Source organism: Methyloceanibacter sp. (assembly GCF_035650995.1).
Lineage (GTDB): Bacteria > Pseudomonadota > Alphaproteobacteria > Rhizobiales > Methyloligellaceae > Methyloceanibacter.
The window spans coordinates 1-22,258 of the sequence record NZ_DASRGO010000050.1 but is presented as its reverse complement, the minus strand read 5'-3'; the positions used below and the strand labels follow the sequence as shown (position 1 = coordinate 22,258).

At 65.1% G+C, this 22,258-nt stretch carries 24 protein-coding genes; 5 read left to right on the top strand and 19 right to left on the bottom strand.

Going from position 1 to position 22,258, the window contains the following annotated elements; all coding sequences use genetic code 11:
• The first annotated feature begins 46 nt into the window (after positions 1–46).
• Complete coding sequence (locus VFB18_RS04575; protein WP_324971463.1) at positions 47–412, top strand: response regulator; 366 nt, start codon at positions 47–49, stop codon at positions 410–412.
• Positions 413–470: 58 nt separating this feature from the next.
• Here VFB18_RS04575 and sdhA read toward each other — a convergent pair whose 3' ends face one another.
• The 11 genes from sdhA to VFB18_RS04520 all read right to left on the bottom strand — a co-directional run bounded on the left by sdhA (position 471) and on the right by VFB18_RS04520 (position 12,955).
• Positions 471–2,303 (bottom strand): succinate dehydrogenase flavoprotein subunit, encoded by a 1,833-nt coding sequence (gene sdhA / locus VFB18_RS04570; protein WP_324971461.1) that lies wholly within the window; start codon positions 2,301–2,303, stop codon positions 471–473.
• A gap of 6 nt (positions 2,304–2,309) precedes the next feature.
• A complete protein-coding gene (gene sdhD, locus VFB18_RS04565; protein ID WP_324971458.1) occupies positions 2,310–2,684 on the bottom strand; it encodes a succinate dehydrogenase, hydrophobic membrane anchor protein in 375 nt (124 codons plus the stop codon).
• A gap of 1 nt (position 2,685) precedes the next feature.
• Entirely contained in the window at positions 2,686–3,093 is a 408-nt protein-coding gene (gene sdhC, locus VFB18_RS04560; RefSeq protein WP_324971455.1) for a succinate dehydrogenase, cytochrome b556 subunit, read from the bottom strand.
• A 73-nt stretch (positions 3,094–3,166) separates the two neighbouring features.
• Positions 3,167–3,556, bottom strand: a complete 390-nt coding sequence (locus VFB18_RS04555; protein ID WP_324971451.1) for a hypothetical protein — start codon at positions 3,554–3,556, stop codon at positions 3,167–3,169.
• Positions 3,557–3,665: 109 nt separating this feature from the next.
• On the bottom strand, positions 3,666–4,199 hold the full coding sequence (locus VFB18_RS04550) for a superoxide dismutase family protein (RefSeq protein ID WP_324971448.1): 534 nt from the start codon (positions 4,197–4,199) through the stop codon (positions 3,666–3,668).
• A gap of 9 nt (positions 4,200–4,208) precedes the next feature.
• Positions 4,209–5,285 carry a MaoC family dehydratase gene (locus tag VFB18_RS04545; RefSeq protein ID WP_324971445.1) on the bottom strand — a complete coding sequence of 359 codons (1,077 nt, stop codon included), beginning with the start codon at positions 5,283–5,285 and terminating at the stop codon, positions 4,209–4,211.
• Positions 5,282–5,602, bottom strand: coding sequence for a multidrug efflux SMR transporter (locus VFB18_RS04540; protein WP_324971442.1), 321 nt, complete (start codon positions 5,600–5,602; stop codon positions 5,282–5,284). The genes VFB18_RS04545 and VFB18_RS04540 overlap by 4 nt, the downstream gene beginning before the upstream one ends.
• 88 nt (positions 5,603–5,690) lie before the next feature.
• Entirely contained in the window at positions 5,691–8,363 is a 2,673-nt protein-coding gene (locus VFB18_RS04535; protein WP_324971439.1) for a DUF2339 domain-containing protein, read from the bottom strand.
• Positions 8,364–8,369: 6 nt separating this feature from the next.
• Positions 8,370–10,472, bottom strand: a complete 2,103-nt coding sequence (locus VFB18_RS04530; protein ID WP_324971436.1) for an ATP-binding protein — start codon at positions 10,470–10,472, stop codon at positions 8,370–8,372.
• Positions 10,473–10,649: 177 nt separating this feature from the next.
• On the bottom strand, positions 10,650–10,739 hold the full coding sequence (gene pqqA, locus VFB18_RS04525; protein ID WP_324971433.1) for a pyrroloquinoline quinone precursor peptide PqqA: 90 nt from the start codon (positions 10,737–10,739) through the stop codon (positions 10,650–10,652).
• Positions 10,740–11,014: 275 nt separating this feature from the next.
• The gene (locus VFB18_RS04520; RefSeq protein WP_324971430.1) at positions 11,015–12,955 is read right to left on the bottom strand and encodes an OFA family MFS transporter; all 1,941 of its coding nucleotides are present in this window, start codon (positions 12,953–12,955) and stop codon (positions 11,015–11,017) included.
• Positions 12,956–13,274: 319 nt separating this feature from the next.
• Here VFB18_RS04520 and VFB18_RS04515 point away from each other — a divergent pair, with 319 nt between their 5' ends.
• Positions 13,275–13,634: a hypothetical protein gene (locus VFB18_RS04515; protein ID WP_324971428.1), complete on the top strand. Its 360-nt coding sequence runs from the start codon at positions 13,275–13,277 to the stop codon at positions 13,632–13,634.
• Positions 13,635–13,649: 15 nt separating this feature from the next.
• Here VFB18_RS04515 and VFB18_RS04510 read toward each other — a convergent pair whose 3' ends face one another.
• The 3 genes from VFB18_RS04510 to VFB18_RS04500 all read right to left on the bottom strand — a co-directional run bounded on the left by VFB18_RS04510 (position 13,650) and on the right by VFB18_RS04500 (position 16,254).
• A complete protein-coding gene (locus VFB18_RS04510) occupies positions 13,650–14,330 on the bottom strand; it encodes an RNA polymerase sigma factor (protein ID WP_324971426.1) in 681 nt (226 codons plus the stop codon).
• Between the two features lie 32 nt (positions 14,331–14,362).
• Complete coding sequence (locus VFB18_RS04505; protein ID WP_324971423.1) at positions 14,363–14,887, bottom strand: DUF4142 domain-containing protein; 525 nt, start codon at positions 14,885–14,887, stop codon at positions 14,363–14,365.
• Positions 14,888–15,045: 158 nt separating this feature from the next.
• Entirely contained in the window at positions 15,046–16,254 is a 1,209-nt protein-coding gene (locus tag VFB18_RS04500) for an NAD-dependent formate dehydrogenase (protein ID WP_324971420.1), read from the bottom strand.
• Between the two features lie 239 nt (positions 16,255–16,493).
• Between VFB18_RS04500 and VFB18_RS04495 the strand changes: the two genes are divergently transcribed.
• Complete coding sequence (locus VFB18_RS04495) at positions 16,494–17,126, top strand: carbonic anhydrase (protein WP_324971416.1); 633 nt, start codon at positions 16,494–16,496, stop codon at positions 17,124–17,126.
• Here VFB18_RS04495 and VFB18_RS04490 read toward each other — a convergent pair.
• The 3 genes from VFB18_RS04490 to VFB18_RS04480 all read right to left on the bottom strand — a co-directional run bounded on the left by VFB18_RS04490 (position 17,123) and on the right by VFB18_RS04480 (position 19,076).
• Positions 17,123–17,467, bottom strand: a complete 345-nt coding sequence (locus VFB18_RS04490; RefSeq protein WP_324971413.1) for a four-helix bundle copper-binding protein — start codon at positions 17,465–17,467, stop codon at positions 17,123–17,125. The genes VFB18_RS04495 and VFB18_RS04490 overlap by 4 nt on opposite strands.
• Before the next feature lie 88 nt (positions 17,468–17,555).
• Positions 17,556–17,987, bottom strand: coding sequence for a DUF1772 domain-containing protein (locus VFB18_RS04485; RefSeq protein WP_324971466.1), 432 nt, complete (start codon positions 17,985–17,987; stop codon positions 17,556–17,558).
• A 63-nt stretch (positions 17,988–18,050) separates the two neighbouring features.
• The gene (locus VFB18_RS04480) at positions 18,051–19,076 is read right to left on the bottom strand and encodes an aspartate-semialdehyde dehydrogenase (RefSeq protein WP_324971410.1); all 1,026 of its coding nucleotides are present in this window, start codon (positions 19,074–19,076) and stop codon (positions 18,051–18,053) included.
• Between the two features lie 157 nt (positions 19,077–19,233).
• Here VFB18_RS04480 and VFB18_RS04475 point away from each other — a divergent pair, with 157 nt between their 5' ends.
• Together VFB18_RS04475 and VFB18_RS04470 are read left to right on the top strand one after the other, a co-directional pair.
• Positions 19,234–20,448, top strand: coding sequence for an MFS transporter (locus VFB18_RS04475; RefSeq protein WP_324971407.1), 1,215 nt, complete (start codon positions 19,234–19,236; stop codon positions 20,446–20,448).
• A 67-nt stretch (positions 20,449–20,515) separates the two neighbouring features.
• On the top strand, positions 20,516–20,845 hold the full coding sequence (locus VFB18_RS04470; RefSeq protein ID WP_324971404.1) for a DUF962 domain-containing protein: 330 nt from the start codon (positions 20,516–20,518) through the stop codon (positions 20,843–20,845).
• Here the strand turns inward: VFB18_RS04470 and VFB18_RS04465 are convergent, their stop codons facing one another.
• Both VFB18_RS04465 and VFB18_RS04460 read right to left on the bottom strand, forming a co-directional pair.
• A complete protein-coding gene (locus VFB18_RS04465) occupies positions 20,846–21,496 on the bottom strand; it encodes an exopolysaccharide biosynthesis protein (protein ID WP_324971401.1) in 651 nt (216 codons plus the stop codon). It lies immediately after the preceding gene.
• Positions 21,497–21,644: 148 nt separating this feature from the next.
• A partial coding sequence (locus tag VFB18_RS04460; protein ID WP_324971399.1) for a hypothetical protein occupies positions 21,645–22,258 on the bottom strand: 614 nt, incomplete at its 5' end.

Here is a 22,258-nt window from a genome sequence, read left to right as displayed (position 1 = left end):
GCACAGCTAGACTGGTGGTTACCTTGCGTCATCGCAGGAGTTTCGCGTGCCGCGTATTCTGGTCTTAGATGACGAGCCGTTGATCTCCATGCTGGTCGAGGATTGGCTGACCGACCTCGGCTGCGAGGTAGTCGGACCCGTTCGCTCGGTCGCCGAGGGGCTGCGCTTTGCCGGCGAGATGCCGCTCGACGGCGCGATTCTCGACGTCCATCTGGCAGGACAGAACTCATTCTCGGTAGCAACCGAACTCGAGAAGCGCGGAATCCCCTTCGCCTTCGCCACGGGAGACGCAGGCGTAGCGCCGGAAGCCGGATTCAAAGATCCGATCCTTCTCCCCAAGCCATTTAATTTCAACGGGGTAAAAGCCGTGCTCGACCGGATGCTCGCGGCGCGTCAGAGGGGCAACGCCTAGCGTTAGCCACCCGTCGAGATGCGGCGCTTCCGCGCCGCTTCCCGGCACGGACCGGCCTTTAATACACGCGCTCTTTCGGCTCGATGTAGGCGACTTCGTTCGAGAGCGTGAAATTGTGCACCGGACGGAAGTCGAGCCGCACGGTGTGCGTGCCGTAATCGGCGTAGGACAGGGTGTGCTTCATCCAATCCTTGTCGTTCCGCTTGGGGAAGTCCTCGCGCGCATGGGCGCCGCGCGACTCCTCGCGGGCGAGCGCGCCCTGAACGGTGACGGCGGCCTGGGCGATGAGGTTGTCGAATTCGAGCGTCTCGATCAGGTCGGTGTTCCAAATGAGCGAGCGGTCGGTGGTCTTGATGTCGGCGGCGTCGTCCCACACCTCTTTGATCGCCTTCACTCCTTCTTGCAGCACCTCCTTCGTGCGGAACACGGCGCAGTCGCGCTGCATGGTCTTCTGCATGCGCAAGCGTAGCTGGGCGGTCGGCGTTCCGCCCTTGGCATAGCGGAAGCGGTCGAGCCGCTCGATGGCGCTCTCGCCCGCGCCCTTCGGCAGCTCGGGGATCGGGCTGTCCTTCTTGATCAGCTCGGCGCAGCGGAGCGCGGCCGAGCGGCCGAACACGACGAGGTCGATCAGCGAGTTCGAGCCGAGCCGGTTCGCGCCATGCACCGAGACGCATGAGGCCTCGCCGAGCGCCATCAGCCCCGGCACGACGGCGTCGGGGTCGCCGTTCCTCGGCGCGATCGCCTCGCCGTGCATGTTGGTGGGGATGCCGCCCATGTTGTAGTGGCAAGTCGGGATGATCGGGATCGGCGCCTTCTTGACATCGACGCCGGCGAAGATGCGGGCGAGATCTGAGATGCCCGGCAGCCGCTCGTCGAGAAGGTCGGGATCGAGATGATCGAGGTGGAGGTGCATGTAGTCCTTGTCGGGACCGTGCCCGCGCCCCTCCCTGATCTCGATGGTGATGGCGCGGCTGACGACGTCGCGCGAGGCGAGATCCTTCGCGGAGGGCGCATAGCGCACCATGAACTTCTCGCCTTCGGAATTGCGCAGGAAGCCCCCTTCGCCGCGCGCCCCCTCGGTGATGAGCACGCCCGCGCCATAGACGCCGGTCGGGTGGAACTGCACGAACTCCATGTCCTGGAGCGGAAGCCCGGCGCGCAACACCATGGCGTTGCCGTCGCCGGTGCAGATATGCGCGCTCGTGCAGGAGAAATAGGCGCGGCCGTAGCCGCCGGTGGCGAGGATGGTCTGATGGGCGCGGAAGCGGTGCAGACTGCCGTCGGCCATGTTGAGCGCGATCACGCCCCGGCAGCGGCCCTCGTCGTCCATGATCAGGTCGATGGCGAAATACTCGATGAAAAACTCGGCGGAATGGCGCAGCGCCTGGCCGTACATGGTGTGCAGCATGGCGTGCCCGGTGCGGTCGGCGGCGGCGCAAGTGCGCTTGGCTTGGCCTTTGCCGAACTCGGTGGTCATGCCGCCGAACGCGCGCTGGAGGATCCTGCCGTCCTCGGTGCGCGAGAAGGGGACGCCCCAATGCTCGAGCTCGTACACGGCTTGCGGGGCGTTGCGGCAGAGATATTCGATGGCGTCCTGGTCGCCGAGCCAGTCGGAGCCTTTGACCGTGTCGTACATGTGCCAGCGCCAGTCGTCGGGGCCCATATTGCCGAGCGCCGCGGCGATGCCGCCCTGCGCCGCCACGGTGTGCGAGCGGGTAGGGAACACCTTGGTGATGCAGGCAGTCCTCAGGCCCGCCTCGCTCGCGCCGACCACGGCGCGCAAGCCCGAACCGCCGGCGCCGACCACCACCACGTCATAGGCGTGGTCGATTATGGGATAGGCGCGGCCGTTCACGTTTGGCGCGGCGTTGGGCGTGGCGTCTTGCGGCATCTAGCTTCAGGCTCCGAGACTGATCTTGATGATGGCGAACAGCGCGGCGAGGCCAACGCCATAGGCGAAGAAGGTGGCAAGCACGATGGCAGCGACCTTGAAGCCCTCGGCGTGCACGTAATCCTCGATGATCTCCTTCAGCCCGATGCGAAGATGGATGGCCGCAGAGACGATGAGCGCGACCATTGCCAGGGCCACGACTGGGTGCGCGAGATAGGCCCCCACCTCCTCGTAGCTCGAGCCGATATGGCTCACGATCGCAAGGATGAGGAAGATAGTCAGCGGGATGTTGGCGAGCGCCGTCACCCGCTGGCGCCAGAAGGTGTCGGTGCCGCGATGGGCGGTGCCCAGGCCCCGCACGTGCTTGAGAGGCGTCGCCATGTCAGGCGCCTCCTCTCAGAGCGTAGCCCGCGACCCACACCAGGATGGTGAGCACGGTCGAGGAGACGATCGTGAGCCAGGCCAGCACCTCGATGCTCGTCTTGTCCATCGCCCGGCCGGTGTCCCAGACGAGGTGGCGGATGCCGCCGAGCATGTGGTGGATCAGAGACCAGCTGAACAGGAAGAGAAGCACGCGGCCGGGAATGCCGGCGAAGAAGTGCTCGACCTTGGCATAGGCATGAGGCCCCTCGGCGATGGCGACGAGCCACCAGGCGAGCAGGAGGAAACCGATGGCGTTGGCGGCGCCCGAGATGCGATGGGCGATCGACATCAGCATCGTCATCATCGGACGGTAGATCTGCAAATGCGGGGAGAGCGGCCGGTTGGCCGCGAGCTTGGCGTTTTCCATGGTTTCTGCTGTGGTTGCCCAGGCTTTCGGGCCTTCATAACGCATGAGGCGGCCTAAGGGCAATCGAGGCGGCTTATCGCGGCGAAAGCAGGCCCCAGGCCGTATAGGCCTTCCCTTCAAAGCTTCCGAACCAGCCCCAGGCAAGCTTGTCGGCCGCCGGCGCCACGGTGATTGTCCCGTCGATGCAATGGCCCCCGCCACCGGGCTCGTCGCGAACGATGGTCTCGGCAAAGAAGACGTAGTCGCCCGAGGCGCCGACGCGGGTCAACTTTCCGTTGCAGTTGAGCTCGGGGTAGCGCGTCGCGGCCTCTGTCGAGGTGATGGTGATGATGACCGTGTAGCCCGAGGCGCCTTCGTTTTGATAGGCGGTGCCGGTCCAGGTCCCCTCGACGGACGATGCGGCCTGTGCCGATGCGGCGGCCCAGAGGGAAACGCCGAGCGCAAGCGCGAGAGGTGCCTTCAAGTTTCTCTTTGCCACCGGTATCACTCCGGTTGTGCCGTTTGCCCTGACAATTAGACACAGGGGACCGCCGCGCGGCAAGGTCGCGATGGGCAACGAAGGGGCGCCGCGCTCAGCGCGTGATGACGCCGCAGGCGATGCGGTCGCCGGAATTGCCGGCTGGGTCGGTCTTATAGTCGTCGGGACCGGCGTGGATGACAAGCGCCGAACCGTCGGCGTCGAGCAGCGCCGCCTCCTGGCCGATCGTCACAATCGGGTTCAAGAATTCGACCTCGACCTTGCCGTCGGCCGGCACGTGGACGTTGGGCAGATCGCCGGCATGCGGCCCTTCGGGGCTCATCATGCCGTGCTTGGTCTGGTCGGGATTGAAGTGCGGGCCGGCGGACTTGAAGTCGGGTGGCTCGCATTTGCCGGCCGCATGGATGTGCACGGCATGCACCCCAGGGGAAATCCCGGTCAGGCTCAAGTCGATGAGCGTCCCGCTCGGGGTGGCCGAGAAGGTCGCCCTGCCAACCTCCTTCCCGGATGCATCCTTGACGACGGCAAAGGCCTTCGCCACCACCGGCTCGTCTTCGCCCGAGGCCGCTACCGCGAGCAGCAAGACTGCGGTAACCGCCGCCCCAAGGACGAGAAGCTTCCGGCCCATGGCCAACTCCTAACGCGGAAGCGCGACCCAGTAATCCATGTCGAGAACGACGCCGTCCTCGTGGCTGCCGTCGGACTTGATGCCAGGAAAGTCGGCGCACGCGCGGTCCTTGACGGCGAAGGTGCGGAGCCGCAGCGCCCCGACGTCGGAGCGGCCAGGCAGCTCGGCTTTGTCGAGCACCTCGCTCCAGGCATAGATCGTATCGCCGGCGAAAGAGGGCGCCACGTGGCGCGCGCCGTTCAGCCCGAGGATATGGAAAGCGTTGGCGAGCCCGTTAAAGCTCAAGCTGCGGGCGATCGAGATGATATGGCCGCCATAGACGAGGCGGCGGCCGAAGCGGCCCTTGCCCTCGACGTGCTGGTTGAAATGCACGCGCGCGGTGTTCTGGAACAGGCGGGTGGCGAGCTGGTGCTCAGCCTCCTCGATGGTCTGGCCGTCGACGTGGTCGATCTTCTCGCCAACCTCATAGTCGCTCCAGCGCTTGGGCGAACCGGCGAGCGCATAGTCGTAGTCGGCGAGATCGAGAGCGGGAAGTGCGGCGCCGAGCGTCTCGGACTCGATGCTTGCGGCAAGGTCGGGGACGATGGGAGTAGGCGCCGGCGCATTGGCGTCGCGCTTGTTGACCATTACCCAGCGGGCGAAGGAAAGCACGGGATGGCCGCGCTGGTTCCGCCCGGTCGTGCGCACATAGACGTTGCCGCTCTTCTTGTTGGAGTTCTCCTTAAGCCCGATCACCGTGGAGGTCGAGGCGAGCGTATCGCCGGGATAGACGGGGGCGAGGAAGCGGAACTCGGCATAGCCGAGATTGGCGATGGCGTTGCGCGAAATGTCGGGGACGGTCTTGCCGATGACGACGTGGAACACGAGCAGGTCGTCGATCGGCGAGCGGGGATAGCCGATCTTTTGCGCGAAGGCGTCCGAGGACTGCACGGCGAAGCGCGACCCGTAGAGCGCGGTGAACAGGCTCACATCGCCCACGGTGACGGTGCGGGGCGTGGCGTGCACGATCTCCTGGCCGAGCGCGAAATCCTCGAAGTAGTTGCCGGTAACGGTCTTGTCGACGAGTTGGGTCTTGGTGTCGTTCATGATGGCGTTGCAAGTCTCAGTCCGACGATGGAGGCGAGCAGCATGACGAGGCAGACCATGCGGAGCACGGTGACCGGCTCGTTATAGGCGAGAATGCCGACGATGACAGTCCCTGCCGTGCCGATTCCGCCCCAAACGGCGTAGGCCGTGCCTATGGGAATCTCGCGGGCGGCGCGGGTCAGAAGCACGAAGCTCGTCACGATGCAGAAGGCGAAAAAGAGCGTCGGCCACAGCCTGGTAAAGCCTTCGGTCAGCTTCATGGTCGAGGCGTAGCCGACTTCGAGCAGTCCTGCCAAAAAGAGATAGACCCAAGCCATGGGCGGATAGACCTTCGTTCTTGTGGGGCTGAAGCCGTGCCAGCTCGCGGGTGGAGCCTGCGGACCATAATCGGGGCGCGCATGTCTGTCACCCCTGGGGCGATTCGCCCGCGAGCGTGCGGCGCGGGAAGAGAAGGCGTTGATAGAACCAGCCAATCCCCATCAGCACGGCGCCCAGGCCGAGGAAGGAAAGCGCGCGGTAGAAGCCGGTGAGATCGGACATATCGACGAGAAACACCTTGAGCACGGTGAGCACGATCACGGCGGCAGAGGCGATGCGCAAGGGCAGCGAGCGATAGAAGATGCCGGCCGCGAGCAGCGCCACGCCGAACCCGAGCCAGACCGCCGAGTACGTGTATTGCTCGGCATCCGAGATTTCGCCCGCGGTCAGCACCGGACCGTGGAACAGCCGCGCCACTTCGAGCGTGAGATAGGCGAAGGCGAGCGCCAGCGCCACGCCGAGCGCCGTCAGGCCGTACCAGCGCGGGCGCGTCTTGCGCGTCACATAAGCGAGGATGGCGAGAAGCACGGCAGGCAGGCCGTAGCCGAGCAGCACCAGATTGACCAAGGGCGGGCCGACGGGATCGCCCATGATCAGGGGATTGGCGTCGACGCCGAGCTTGGACACGATGGTGAGCATGAGGAGGACGGCGAGAAAGCGCGCGCCCCAGTCGTGGATCACGCTGCCGCTCTTCAGCCGCACGCGCTCGAGCCCGATAAGCACGGCGAGCAGGAGCGAAACGTCGAGCGCGGTCTCGGCGAGCGCGTTGCCCCAGGTGTAGGGATCGCCGCCCGTCACGTAGTGCCGCACTTCCATCACCACGAGCAGCACGGTGAAGAGGATGGCCGCAGACTCGACGAGGCGGGTCGGAACGTCGTCGGCTTGGCGGCGGAGCATGTAGCCGCCAAGCCAGAAGGCCGCCGCAGGGATGCCGTAGCCGTAGAGCAGCCAGTTGAACACCGGCTGCGCGCCTATCGCGCCGCCCACGATCTCGGGGTCCCAGATGATGCGGCCGAGCACGGCCATGGTCATCGCGGCCGCAAGCCAGCGGGAGGCGGGCAGGGGCCGCTTCTCGGCGACCCAGGCGATGCCGGGAACCATGAGCGCAAGCGCTACCGTCAACCAGCCCTTCTCGAGCGCGAGGCTGAGAGCAAGCGCAAGCGAAGCGATCGAACCGGTGGCGAAGATGCCGCTCGCGAGCCTGCCTTCGCCTTCGCCTTCACGCTTGGCGATGAGCTCGGTCGCGAGCGCGAAGATTCCGGCGAGGACCACGGCGGCGCCGGCGAACGGGATCGAGCGGTCGAAGCCCGCGATGCGGTAATAGAGCGCGATCAGGATGGCGATCGGCGCGAACACGGCTGAGCCGGCCCATAGCGCCGAGACGACGCGCCGCTCCCCGGGTCCCTGGGCGAGGAAGCCGGCCGCGAGAAACAGCGCGCCGAAGGCGGCGCCGAGCGAGAGCGGCGTGCCGAACAGATAATGCTCGGGCTTCCACAGGCTGTCGGGCACCGGCCCGTTGGGAAGGCCGAGAAGGGCGACATCGAAATCGATCGACCAGTGCCAGAAGATGGCGGCGACGAAGAGGGCGGCGACGGGCACCACGAGCGCCGCCGCATCGGTGCGCCAGGCGATGGCGAGCGTGCCGACGACAAGAACGCAGAAGAGCAGGAGTGCAAGGCTGTCGTGGCCAGTGGACAGCACGAGCAGCATCGCGGCGAAGAGATAGGCGGCGAGCGCGCCCGACGAGACGAGGTCGATCTCTCCCCGCTCGGACGGCGGCCCGAACAGGAAGCCCGAGACGATGAGCGCAGCGGCGAGCACGAAGCCGGCCCCGATATGGAACACGTGCTCGGGCAGCCAGTCGAGTTCACCGATACCGGGGAACGTCCAAAGTACGCTCGCGATCACGGCGGTGATGGCGAGCCAACGCCAAAGCCGGGCTCGGGCGAGCGCGAAGGAGGCAGCCGTCACCACGGCGAGATAGAGATAGAGCGCGAGATAGTTCGGCGCCTCGGTCGAGACGATGAGCGGGGTTAGGAAGGCGCCGATCAGACCGAGGCCGGCGAGACCCCGCCCATGCAGGAGGGCGGCGGCGAGCGTGCCGAGCGCGACGAGGCCAAGCAGGACGAACGCGACGCCTGGACCGATGAAGTCATAAAGGGCGTAGGCCGCGTAGGCGTCGGCATAGGCGATTGCCGTGCCGGCCGCGGTGAGCACGCTCGGGATATGCGCCTTGGGAAGGCCGGCGAGCCCGGTCGTGATCTCGCGCCGCCGCGTCCATTCGCCGGCCGCGACCAGCGCGAGCGCGACGATGGCGGCGACAATGACGCGCGCCCCGGGGCCGAACCAGCCCTGCTCGATCGAATAGCGCACGAGGAAGAAGCCGCCGAGCGCAAGCGCGATGCCGCCCGCCCACACCACCCATTGGGTGCCGAAGCGCTCCTCGAGGCTCACCTCGGGTCCTGCCGGAAGCGGCGCTTGCGCGGCCTTGGGCTGAGGCTCGGGCGGAGGCGGCGCCGTCTCCTCGGCCTTCTTCTCGGGCTCCTTGGCCGCGGGGACGGTCTGCGGCGGTTTTTCCGAGGGGGCTGCGGCAAGGGATGCCTCGCCGGCGGGCCCCGCGAGGCGTGCTTCGAGACTTACCAGGCGGTGTTCGAGCCGCTTCAGCCGGCCGCGATTGGCGAGTGCCAGGAGGAAGGCCGCCACCGCAAGCACGGGAAAGGCGATCACCACGGCAATGAGAGCGGTGAAGAACGGGTCCATCGCTTCTCAGCTCTGCGGCTCGCGGACGAAGCCGATCGAGGCGCGCGGGCTGCCGGGCTTTTTACGGCTGATCTCGGCGATAAGAGCGACGACGCGGTCGGGATCTTCGGCGATGCCAAGCATGTCGGCCTGGCGGCGGCCTTGGGCGAAATCGCCCGGCGTGAGGTTGGTGAAGGCAAGCCCGTGCGGCGGCACCTCGGTCATCTGGAAGAAGATGGCGTAGGCGCGCGCGAGCGCCTTCGCATCGAGGTAATGAAACAGGATGTGGAAGGTGAAGCGCCTGAGCGAGGCCGAGTCGAAGCGTTCCATCATGTTGGTGGTGCAGCAGAAGGGGAGTGGGTGGTGCTCCATCCAGGTCAGCATCTCGTTGACCTGGGTCACCTCCCACGAACGCACCGCCTCCCTGCGGTCGAACAGAAGGGAATCGGCCTCGTCGAAGATGAGCATGGCTTGCGCCTCGCGCGCGCTCTCGAACGCCTCGGCGATGTTCTTCTCGGACTGGCCGATATAGGGCGCGAGCAGGTCCGAGGCGCGTTTCTGCAAGACCTCGAGTCCAAGGCGCCGGGCAAGATAGCGCGCGAAGGCCGATTTGCCGGTGCCGGGAGGGCCGGACAGGCAGAGCGAGAAGGCGAGGTTCGAGCTTTGAACGATAAGCTTGGTGAGCGCGATCAAGTCCATGCTCGCGCAGGTGAGCGCGGGATCGAAGTCGGTGACCGATACGGCCGGGCGCGCGCCGCCGCCGGACAACGCGCGGATAATGCCGGACGCCGCGCGCTCGAGCGCGTCCTTGCCGCCGCCAGACAGCTTGGCGGCGCGGAGCGCGTTCTCGAGCACGGCAGGGGTTGCGGGCAGGCGGCGGGCAAGCTCCTGCACCTCGTGGTCCTCGAGTGGAACCTCGTAGCGATTGGCGAGCCGGCGCAAGATCACCGCGCGCTGGCGCACGGGCGGCACCTTCAGCTCGACGATCAACGACATGCGGCGGAGCACGGCGGCGTCGATCTCGAAGATGTTGTTCGAGGTCCAGATCACCGGCACCGGGTTCGTCTCGAGCAGGCGATTGAGATAGAGCTTCGACCCGCCGCGATTGATGAGCTGCCAAGCCACGTCCTCGAACTCGTCGAACAGGATGGCCGTGCCTTGGCCACCGCCGAGCAGGCGCTGGAAGAAGGCAAGATCGGAGAGGCGCTCGGTGCGGCTCGTCTCGCGCCCGGCATATTGCTCCTCACCGGCGGCGTAAAGGCTGACGCCGGCCGCCGCTGCGGCGAGCTTGGCAAGCTCGGTCTTGCCCGAGCCGGGAGGGCCGAACAGGAGGATATTGATGCCGCGCGCACCTTCGGCGCTCGCCCCTTCGATCAGGCGCTTGATGAGATCGCAATCCTCGGCGACGTGGTCGTAGTCGGAGAGATTGAGCGAAGCCTCGAGCGGATCGCCGAGGAGCGCCGCTCTGAGCGAGGGAAAGTCCGGGAAGGCGCGATCGAGACAGGCATCGATCCGCCAGGGAACCCCGAACCTGCCGTTGATATGATTGGAGTCTTCGCGAAGCTGCAGCAGGCCGCAAGCCGCAAGCTCGCCGGCCGGCGAAATCAGCGACTCGATGCTGCGTGCCGGCTCGCCGACGAGCATGGCAACGTTGCGGGTGATGGATCCCGAAAGGCTCGCCAGGGTGTCGCAGAGATATTGCACCTGGTCGTAACGGGCAGCGCAGGCGACGAGGCCCACGATCTTGAGCGCCGCCGGCGGCAGGCCGAGCTCTCGCACCAGAAATTCGATGTTGGTCGCAAGCGGCTCGGGCCGCGGGGTCGGCTCGGCGATCTGCCGCAAAGTTGCAATCAGCGTTTCGCGGTCGCGGCGATAAAGCTGGTCGAGATCGGCATAGGTGAACTGCCCGGAATAGAAATTGGTCAGCAGGTTGGAGAGCTCGTCGGGGACCGGCAAGCTCATGAAATCGCGCCGCTCGTTGATCCAACGCAGCACGCCGAGCAGCCCGCGCAAGGGGAGGTCGCCGCGCTCGAGGATGCGGGCGAGGTAGCGCGCGATCAGCCCGCGTTCGATATCGGCGGCGATGGTCGCGGCGGGGTAAGTCTCGCTTTTGCTTCGGAAAAGCCCCATCGCGACGCGGCCCAAGATTGACGCGGGGCCTATCTAGCCCAAGCGGGGGCAGAAGGGGAAGGCAAGCTTAGAGGCGGCTCACGGAGGGGGCGGATCGGAGCGCACAAAGGCAAAATGGCGGCCCTCACTTCCGTGAGGACCGCCATCTTATCGAAAGTTCGAAAGAACCGCGGCGAATTAAGCGCGGTCGAGCTCGGCCGGGAGGTAGCTCGTCACTTCCATGCCAGCCTCGGACTCGGTGATCTCGGGTTTCAGCCACTCTCTCATGTTCGTCTCCTTCGCGGTGAAATTCTCAAGTTCGGTGAACTCACGCATAGGATAATGGCGATCGGCGATGGATACCGCATGACTGGTCCGTGAACAGGCCCTGAAAGCCACATTAAGAAATTCTGAACAGGCGAGGAGGCGGTGCCCGCCAGATCTTGCGTGCCTGATGGTAACGCGGCCCTAGCCGTAGTGCCGCGAAGTCCTCACGCCACCATATCACTCGCGCCAGCACAAAAGAATCTTCCGGCGAGGAAGGCCCCTTCATCAGCGTCCGGTCAGGCGAACAGGACGAGCGCCTTATCCACGGTGATCCAGATGCCCCACAGCAAGGGAAGTCCAACGGCGAACCAGGCGAGCGGCGCCACTTCGAGGCGGCGCGGGCTCAACACGATGCCGGCGAACCAGAGCGCAAGCCCGATCCACATGAGGAAGGGATGATAGGCGAAGGAGCCCGCGGCTTCCGCCTTGGCAACGGCGTCGAGACACGGGCCTGCGGAATAGATCAGGCACTCCCAAACGCCGCCGATCCCTCCCGCCTGCTTCGTGTAGAACGTGATCCACCACACCACGGCGATGGCGACCAAGAGGAGTCCGATCGGCTGCAGCAGTCGGATGCCGGGATGGGTCTCTTCGCGCGCCCTGATCTCGACGGCATGCATGGCGCGGTCGCGCGCCGACTTCGTTTGCAGCGCCTCGACCTCCTCGGGCTTCATGAACCATTTGGCGGCAAGCGGTCTGATGAGGAGGTTGCAGATGAAGCCGGCGACGAGGAGCCCGGCCAGCACGTAGAAGATCGGATGGTAGATCTGGTCGGGCGCAATGCCTTCGGCTTTGCGCGAGTCATGCATGTAGTTGACGATTACAGGCCCGACGATGCCCGCGGTAGACCAGGCGGTGAGCAGACGGCCGTGGATGGCGCCCACGAATTGCGTGCCGAAAATGTCGGCGAGATAGGCGGGGATCGTGGCGAAGCCCCCGCCATACATCGAGGCGATCAGACAGAAGGCCGCGGCGAATAGGCCGAGCATGCCGAGGGTGGCGAGCGTCGGCGCCGCGGCATAGCAGATGAAGCCGAGCACGAAGAACGTGTAATAGGTCATCTTGCGGCCGATCTTGTCGGACAGAGATGCCCAGAAAAACCGGCCGGCGATATTGAACAGCGAAAATAGACCGACGAAGGCCGCGCCGACGAGGGCTGCCTTGGCCTTCTGCGCGTCATCGAATTGGGCGAAGCCCACCGTCGGATCGCCGAACAGGCGCCCGCCGAAGGTCTCCTGAAGCATGGGAGAGGCGGCGCCGATGATGCCGATACCGGCCGAGACGTTGAGGCAGAGCACCAACCAAATCAGCCAGAACTGGATCGTCTTGTGGGCATCGTTGAGATGCACGTGGCCGGTGGTGATCATCGCCTTGGCGCTCGCCGGCGGCGTCCAACCGAGCGGTTTCCAGCCCGTCGGCGGCAGCCGGTAGCCGAACGCGCCACCCATCATGAAGACGAAATAGATTGCCGCCATCGCGACGAGGGTCTCCCAGACGCCAACCGAGGTCGGCGTGGCAAAATGGTTCATGAGCAGCGTGGCCAGAGGACTGCCGATCATGGCGCCGCCGCCGAAGCCCATGATGGCCATGCCGGTCGCCATGCCGCGCCGGTCGGGGAACCATTTGATCAGAGTCGAGACGGGGGAGATGTAGCCAAGCCCGAGCCCAATGCCGCCGATGATGCCCGAGCCGAGCCACATCAGCCAAAGCTGGTGGACATAAACTCCAACCGCCGAAATCAGCAGCCCGCCGCACCAGCAGATCGCGGCAACGACGCCGGCTTTGCGCGGACCTACCCTCTCGAGCCAGCCGCCCCAGATCGCTGCGGAGACGCCGAGCAGCACGAAGAACAGGGTGAACATCCAGCCGAGATCGAACTGGGTCCAGTCGCAGTCGGTGGCGAACAACGCGTGCCCAGTGATGGCGACCTTACCCCAGAAGGTGGTGGCGTCGCCGGGGCAGGGGATGGCTTTATCCAATCCTTGGCTCACACCAACGGCACGGCCGAGCGGCAGCCAGAACACGCTGAAACCGTAGGCCATACCGATGCAAAGATGAATGGCGAGAGCCGCAGGCGGAACGAGCCAGCGGTTATAATCGGCCGGCGCGATGATCCGCTCCTTGTCGAGCAGGCCGAAATGATGGTCGCTTGCGGAAGCCACCTCGGTGCGCGTCATCCCCATCCCCCCTAAGCGTCTTATCGTCGCTTTGCCGACAGTCTGAACGCGGCGGCACGCAATCGCAAGGGGGCACAAAGGCAATCCTTTTATCCCTACCCCCGTCTCCGATAGAATTCCATGTGCGCGTCACCACCGGGTTGGCCTTTTGCGACGCTTGCATGACAATCGCGCGACGGACGCTTCGTCTGGTCCCTACAACAGGGGCCCTGATCAGCGCCGGTTGACCGGCCGTCCGGGCCGAATTGTGACACGGTTTCGCCGCATAGCTCGGCTTCTTAACGTGTCGGCGTCACGCAACCAGACAGGGTCCGACCACATGTCAGCCAAGCTTGGCACCATCGTTTCGGGTGCCGTCCTCCTTGCCTATTGCCTTACGTTCCTTCCGGCCATCGCCGCGCAGATCACCGATCGCGAGAAGCGCGATTGCCAGAGGGACTATCATGCCTATTGCGGCGAGTATGGGTTAGGCAGCGAGGCGCTTCGCGCCTGCATGTCGCGCAATATCAAGAAGGTATCCCATGCCTGCGTGGCGGCGCTGGTCGATGCCGGCGAGATGACGCAAGCGCAGGCCGACAAGCTGACGGGCAAGGGGACCAAGACCGCGGCCAAGAAGAAAACGGTTAAGACGGCAAAGAAGAAGAAGACCGCCTACAAGACCACCAAGAAGAAGCACTGAGCGCTTCCTGCATGGCTAGGCCAAGTACTTCGCCATCACGCGTTCGGTCAGCGCATCGCACGCCTTGCCGGCGAAGGGAAAGGCGCCCTGGAGCGCGTCCTGCAACGCCGGCGCGAGCATCGTTTGCAGCCGCCTTCGCGCGCGCAGCAGACGGGTCTTGACCGTCTGGGGCTGCACGCCGAGAACTTCGGCCGTCTCCTCCACGCTCAGGCCTTCGACATCGCGCAGCACGAAGACGACGCGAAACGGCTCCGGGAGCTCGGCGACCGCCCGCTCGAGAAGCTTGGCAACCTGACGGCGCGCGGCCTCCTGTTCCGGAGAGGGCTCGGCCGAGATGTCCGTCTGTCGTTCCCGGTAGTCGTCCATGAGAGCCACCGACTGTTGCTGAAGCAGGCGCGCTCGCCGCTGCGACGATCGCTTCTTGCCGAGCGCCTCGTTGAGTACGATGCGGGTCAGCCAGGTCGCGAGCGATGAGGCGCCGGTGAAGCTGCCGATCGCGGCAAACGCCTTGAGGTAGCCCTCTTGGACAGCGTCTTCGGCATCGGCGCGGTCCTTCAGCACCGCCCAGGCCGCGCGGAAGAGGCGCTGATTATTGCGCTTCAGGACGAGGCGGACGGCAAGGGGGTCGCGCTGAGCGATCCGCCCGGCCAGATCGACATCAGTCAGGGCTTCATAGCTCAGCGCGACGCTCGCCATGTCAACGAACTCCTGAATGCGTGGCTCATGCACTAGTGCAGTTGACCGGCGAGTTGTTCGGCATGCTTCTCGTGCGCCTGGAAGAGCGTCAGGCCGCTTTGCAGGAGCGACTTCAGCTCCGGGTTCTGCGCGTCCGGAATGAGCGTCGTGCTGAGCGCGGCGTTGACGGCCTTATGATACGCCACTTCGTTATCGACATAGGCCTTGTCGAATGCCGCCCCGTCGAGGCCGGCCAATTTCTTGCGGGTCTCGTCGGCTTGTTTGGTCAGACTCTGGCTGTTCGCATTGTCCTCGGGCGTGACGTTGAGCTTCTTGACCAGGGCGAGCGCCTGATTGTTCACCGAAGTGTGGTCGCCGACCATCTGCTGGGCGAAGGCAAGGACATCCTTGTTCTTCGATTTGGCCAAGGCCTGCTGGGCGGCCTCGATGTCGAGCACGCCGGCGGTGTAGGCGATGTGGGCAATTTGCGGGTCGGTGGGCTTTTGGTCTGCCGCAGCGGCGGGTATCGCTAACAGAATTGCGCTCAAGAACGCGGCTGCGACGATACGGTTCTGCATCATGGATCCTCGGGTTCGCGGGTGAAGGGTATCAACGCACCATTAGATGGCACGACGCCCGACGAGGTTCCCGCAGGCGACGACCGCAGAGCCGATAAAAAGGGGACGCGGCAAGCGTCCCCTTTTGCCCAATCTAGAACTCGGCCCCGATCGAACCGTCAGGCGGCGGACTTCTTGAACTTTGCCGCTTCCTCCGAGCCCTTGGTGGCATCGCCCGCCGTGTAAGAGTGGGCGCCGGTCCCTGCGAGCTTGCCCTTGTCCACAATCAGATATTCGGTCCTGATCGGCTTGCCGGCAAAGTAACATTCGAGAATCTCGCGGGTGCCGGCCGCGTAGCGCGCCTGCGCGGACAGCGAGCTCCCAGAGATGTGCGGGGTCATGCCGTGGTGCGGCATCGTGCGCCACGGATGGTCGACCGGCGCGGGCTGCGGGAACCAGACATCGCCGGCGTAGCCTGCAAGCTGCCCACTCTCGAGCGCGCGGACGATCGCATCACGGTCGCAGATCTTGCCGCGCGCCGTGTTCACGATATAGCTGCCGCGTTTCATCTTGCTGATCAGCTTGTCGTTGAACATGCCCTCGGTCTCGGGGTGCAATGGAGCGTTGATGGTCACCACGTCGCACACCCTGACCAGCGATTCGACATTCGGATGGAAGGTGAGTCCAAGCTCCTCCTCCACCGCTTTGGGCAGGCGGTGCTTGTCGGTGTAGTGCAGCTTGACGTCGAACGGCTTCAGCCGCCTGAGCGCCGCAAGGCCAATACGGCCTGCCGCCACGGTTCCGACATTCATGCCTTCGAGATCGTAGGAGCGCTCGACGCAGTCGGCGATGTTCCATCCGCCTCTGACGACCCAGCCGTAAGAGGGGATGTAGTTCCTGACCAGCGCCAGGATCATCATGACGATGTGCTCGGAGACGCTGATCGAGTTGCAATAGGTGACCTCGGCGACAGTCACGCCCTTGTCCATCGCGGCTTGCAGGTCGGTGTGATCAGAGCCGATGCCGGCGGTGATCACGAGCTTCAGCTTTTTGGCCTTATCGAAGCGTTCCTTCGTCATGTAGGCAGGCCAGAAGGGCTGCGAGATCACGACCTCGGCGTCGGGCAATTCCTTCTCGAAGACCGAATTGGGACCGTCCTTGTCCGAGGTCACTACGAGCGTGTGGCCCGCGTCTTCGAGGAACTTGCGAAGCCCGAGCTCGCCGGAGACGCTGCCGAGCAATTGACCCGGCTTGAAATCGATCTTGCTCGGGGTCGGCGTAGTCATGCCGTCCGGATAGTGGTCGATCTTCGGAATGGAATCCCGCGCATATTGCGGCGGGTAGCCGTCCACGGGATCGTCGTAAAGAACACAGAGTACCTTGGCCATGGCGCACTCCTTTCCCAGGCTGGGGCGCTCACGCGGCGCCCTGCCCCTTTCTGGCGTTTCCCCGTTTCCCGACGGTTGCATCGCGGTTTATCGTTGTCTTTGAGATAAAGCTCTGCAGGGGCCGATCAAGAGGCACGCCTTGATGGACCGATAGGACTTTCCGATCGGCGCGCGCTGGACAAATCGGCGTCAGGCTGGAATGGTGCAGCGCGCCATCCACAAATTGAGGGAGGTATCAGTTGCATTTGCCGAAAAGTTTGGTCGATGGGCATTTCCGCTTCCGCCGCAGCGCGCATGCCAAGGATCGCGGCCGCTACCTCCAGCTCGCCGAGCTCGGCCAAACGCCGACCGCCATGGTGATTGCCTGCTGCGACGCGCGCGTCGATGTGTCGGCGATCTTCGATGCCGAGCCCGGGTCTCTCTTCATCATGCGCAACGTCGCCAATCTCGTCCCGCCTTACGAGCCGGAAGGCAAGTACCACGGCACCAGCGCCGCAATCGAATATGCGGTGACGACGCTCAAGGTGCCGCACCTCATCGTTCTCGGCCACTCGCATTGCGGCGGCGTCGCCGCCTATCGGCGAGGCGTGCGCGGCAGCGTCTCGGAGCACGGCTTCATCGGCAGATGGCTCACCCTGCTCGAGGGACTGAAGCTGATCGACAGCGATGTGTCCCGCCATGGCGACGAAAAGGCCTTCGAGTTCGCCGCCATTCGCTCGTCAATCGTCAACCTCGCGACCTTCCCCTTCGTCAAGGAGCGGATGGGGGAGGGCCTGCTCGCCCTGCATGGGCTCCATTTCGACATCGCGAGCGGCGAGCTGGTTCTGCTCGACGAGGAGAGCGGACGGTTCGAGGCGCTCGCCGAAGACTAGGCGGCCTTGCGCTCGGCGGCGGCCATCTCGGCGCAGCTCGCGGCACAGCGGCGGCAGGTCTCGATGCACAGCACCATCGCCTCGTCATCGGCAAGCCGCGTGCAATCCTCGGCGCACATCTCGCAAGTGCCGGCGCAGATGCGGCAGGTCATCTGGTGCAGCGGCGATCGGCGCAACATGAAATCCGCGCTCGCGATGCAGATTTGGGCGCAGTCCTCGAGGATGCGGATGTGATCGGGATCGGCGTGCTCGCCGCCCTTGGCGAGGCAATGCGCGATGGTCTCGAGACAGACGGCGTGGCAATCGAGACAATCCCTGATGCAATCCTGCATGGTCGCCATGGCGATCTCCTCTCGTTTGCAAATGCCCCGCGAGGGGAAAACAACGGCCCAAGGCCGAGGTTCCCGCGGAACCGGCAGCACGAGGGGGTCAATCGACAAGGAAGCCGCAGAGAAATACCACCGTCGCGGCAAGGCCGAGCAAGGTACGCACAGCGTGAAGGCGGGCCCATCGCTCGATCAGGGCGCGGCTCTCAGACCCTGCTTTCTCGGGCGCGGTCGCCATCAGCGTCTTGTTGGTCGGCATGATGGCGATCATGGTGTAAGGCCAATTGGCGAAGAGCAGGATGGCGCCGCCGAGCCAGGCGTAGCGGCCGGTCTGCCAAAAGGCGATGGCGCCGAGCGCCGCGCCGATCAGCGCAAGCGACGACTGCATGGCGAAACCGCGGGTATAGGCGGGCTTCCATTCCGCGAGCAATGCGCGGTCATCGAGCGCAAGTCGCGCCGGTTGCTCGGCGAAATTGATATAGAAAGCGGCGCCGGTAAAGGCGGCGGCCACGGTCAGCGCAAGCAGCCCGAAGATCATGACGTCATCCTCCGCGGACAATTGTCGCCGGCCGTCTTCCCAGGAAGATGACGGTAGGGCTCAGGCGGCCTTGTCGAGCAGGTTGCGGTTGACGATCAGCTCGGCGATCTGGACGGTGTTGAGCGCCGCCCCTTTACGCAAATTGTCGGACACCACCCAGAAGGAGAGGCCGTTGTCGACAGTCTGGTCCTCGCGGATGCGGCTGACGAAGGTCGCGTAATCGCCGACGCACTCGACCGGCGTCACGTAGCCGCCGTTCTCGCGCTTGTCGACGACGAGCACGCCGGGCGCCTCGCGCAAGATCTTGCGGGCTTCCGCCGCGGTGATCGGCTGCTCGAACTCGACGTTGACCGCTTCCGAATGGCCGACAAACACCGGCACGCGCACGCAGGTCGCCGTGACCTTGATCTTCGGATCGAGAATTTTCTTGGTCTCGGCCGACATCTTCCACTCTTCCTTGGTCGAGCCGTCCTCCATGAAGACGTCGATATGGGGAATGACGTTGAAGGCGATTTGCTTGGTGAACTTCTTGGGCTCGGGCGGGTCGGTGACGAAGATGCCCTTGGTCTGATCCCACAGCTCGTCCATCGCCTCCTTGCCGGCGCCGGACACGGACTGATAGGTGGCGACCACCACGCGCTTGATCCTGGCGGCATCGTGCAGAGGCTTGAGCACGACGACAAGCTGGGCGGTCGAGCAGTTCGGATTGGCGATGATGTTCTTCTTGGTGAAGCCCGCGACGGCGTCGGCATTGACCTCGGGCACGATGAGCGGAACGTCGGCGTCGTAGCGCCAGCACGAGGAATTGTCGATCACGACGCAGCCTTGCGCCCCGATTCTCGGACCCCATTCCTTGGACACGGCCGAGCCCGCCGACATCAGGGCGAAATCGACGCCCCGGAAATCGAACTGCTCGAGGTCGCGGCATTTCAGGCGGTGATCGCCATAGGAGACCTCGACGCCCATCGAGCGGCGCGAGGCGATGGCGAAGACCTCGTCGGCGGGAAACTCGCGCTCGGCGAGGATGTTCAGCATCTCGCGTCCGACATTGCCGGTCGCGCCGATGACGGCGACTTTGTAGCCCATGATCTGCTCCTCTAATTCCTTGCCGGATGTATGGGAAGCCTCCCCGCTTGTAAAGCGGCCCAAGAATCGCCGGCGCTACTTGGCAGGTTGTGCGCGGAAGCCGGTGCGGCTAGGACTCCGGCCGACGACCGCCTTTCCCATAAATCAGGGTTGCCAGATGGCCTTCTTCCGCTCGAGAACGGTCAACCTCCTCAATCTGCACTACGCGATTCATTCGATCGCCCTGTCGGGAGGCGCATCGTTCTTTGCCGTCTATCTGCTCAAGGCGGGCGTCTCTGCTCCGTGGATCTTCACGGCGATCGCGCTCATCCTCGCCGGCCGCTTCGTCATCAGGCCGGTCATCGTTCCGATCGCGGTCAGGACCGGCATGCGGGCGCTGGTCATCGCCGGCACGGTGCTCACGGCGCTGCAATATCCGCTGCTGGCCGAAGTGCACGGGGTCGGCCTCGCCCTCGTCCTTCTATGCATCGTCGGTTCGGTCGGCGACACGCTTTACTGGTCGACCTACCACGCCTATTTCGCCGCGCTCGGCAATCACGAGCATCGGGGGTCGGAGGTCAGCGCGCGCGAGGCGGTGGCGGCGCTGGTCGGGATCGTGAGCCCGCTCGTCACCGGTTGGGCGCTCGTCGCCCTCGGCCCGATGGTTGCCTTCGGCGCGACGAGCCTGCTGCTTCTGCTTGCCGCGCTGCCGCTCTTCTTCACGCCGGAGGTCCGGGTTGCCGCCAAGGCACCGGGCGCCTTCCGCGCTGCGATCCCGGGCGTCAAGCTGTTCCTCGCCGACGGCTGGATCGCCGGCGGCTACCATTTCGTGTGGCAAATCGCGCTCTTCCTGTCGCTAAGGGAGAGCTTCACGGCCTTCGGCGGCGCGCTAGCGCTCGCCGCTCTCGTGGGCGCGGTCGCGGGGCTATTTCTCGGCCGCCTCATCGATACCGGTGGCGGGGAGAGGGCGGTCCTCTTCGCCATCGGCGCGCTCGTCATCACCACGCTGTTGCGCGCGGCCGCGCCGGGGCATGCGGCTCTCGCCGTCCTTGCCAACGCGCTCGGCGCGCTCGTGGTCTGCCTCTACATTCCGACGGTGATGACCGCGGTCTATAACCAAGCAAAGCGTTCGCCCTGCACGCTAAGGTTCCATGTGGCGACGGAAGGGGGCTGGGACGTTGGCGGGGCGGCCGGGCTGCTGCTGTCCGCGCTGCTCGCGGCGAGTGGCGCGCCGCTGTCGATTGCGCTTCTCCTGCCGTTGATCGGGGCGGCCTTCCTGTTCGCCGAGCTTCGCCGCTACTACGCGCGCCATCCGCGGCTTGCCGAGGTCGCGCTTCCCGATCCGCTCGCGCAAAACGCCATCGTCAATCTCGGCGAAAGCGCCGGTCCGTGACAGCGGCTTGACCGATGCGGAGACTGGCCCGTAGGGTCAGCGTATCGTGTCGAAGGGCCGTGGAGCGATGGCGGCAGAGCAAGAAAGCTTCGAGGATTTTTGGCTGCATTATCTCCGCCACCATGCGCAAGGCGGGACGCGGCTTCTGCATGTCATCGGAACGGGGATCGGCGCGCTGGGGCTGATCGCGGGCCTCCTCACCGTGAGCCCCATGGTCGCGCTGATCGGGACCGGCATCGGCTACCTCTTCGCCTGGGCCGGGCATTTCCTCGTCGAGCACAATCGCCCGGCCATGGTTTCGCACCCGACCTGGTCGTTCCAGTGCGATATCCGCATGTTCCGCCTGATGCTGTCCGGGCAGCTCGAGCCCGAGCTCAAACGCGCAGGCGTCAGCTGATCATCCCAAGACGCGTTCCAGGAAGAATAGGAAGCCCTTGATCAGGCCGATGACCACGGTCGCGGCCACGGCGAGACTGGCGACGCCGATAGCGAGCCCGACCAGCACGGCAAGCCCGTCCTTCTCGATGATGGCGAGCGCGATGATGGCGATGCCGAAGGCCGGGAGAAAATTGGCGAACGGGATCGGTAGCGCAAGCACCGCGGCAAGAATGAGCACGGCCATGCCGACCAGGCGTTCGCCGGTCCACGACAAGAGCCAGGTGAGCCTCGGGCGCAAAAGGCGCTCGATCCGCTCGAGAGTGGGCAGCGTCCTGCCGAGGACTGCGGCGAAGCCGAGCCGTGGGAAGGATTGGCGCTCGAGCCAAGCGGGGAACCACGGCTTGTGACGTCCATAGGAGAGCTGCGCCGCGAGCAGGACGAGCGGCAGTCCGAGCACGGCCGAGAGCAGCGGGATGTTCACCGGCGCGAGATTGGGCAGCGCGAAGATGAAGAGAAGGATGCCGAAGCCGCGATCGCCGAGCGCATCGCGCAAGGTGCCGAGGCTGATGCGGGGCTCTTGGTGGCTCGCCGCGAAGTCACGCAAGATCTGCGATGTGCGGCGGCTGTTCGGCGCCGCGGCGAGACTGTTCGCTCCGGGCCTGTCGTCCATGCGGCCGCAGTGTCCTCCGTTCGTGCACGATATTAGGCGCGGACTGTGACGGCCGGTTCAAGGCCGAATATGAGCATCGGCCCAGGGCAAGGCATTTTCATTGCCCGTCGCCCTGGATCGCCGGGTCGGGGCCGGCGATGACGCGCTCCTATTGGGACGCGTCGGCCTTCACCTCGGCGCATTTCCGCGTCGCGAACTCGTTCACCATGCGCACCACTTCGGGCCCGAGCACGTTCGCCTGATTGTCCAACCCGGTACCGGCGTAGATGAGCGGATAGATTAGAAGGGGAGCCGACGCCTCGCCCCAGTTCATCTTGGCCTCCGTCGCCTTGCCGTCCTTGAAGGTGACCTTGGGCGCGAGCGTGACCTTGATCGCGTAGGGCTCGCCGCCGCCCTTCCTAGCGAGCGTGCAGCTCACCTTTTGCGGATCGAGCGCGACCTCGTACTCTTGTTCGCTCATGGCCTTGGCGAGAGCCGCGCGGCTGATGGCGAGCTTCGACTGGCACACCGCCTTGCCCCACGGCCAGTCGATCTTGCCGCCGAGCATCTTGACGATGTCCTCCTCGCGCCAGGTCTTGGTGATGTCGCACGCGACGTCAGCGCCGTTCGGATCGCGCGTGGCGAGGATGTCGCAGATCGTCTTCTTGCATTCCTTGCGCGCTTCCTTCTCCGCCTTCTCCTCGGGCGTCAGCTCGCGCTTGTCGGCATCGGTGAGGGGCGTGGACTCCGATTGCGCCGCCGGAGCCGAAGGCGCCGCCGCCT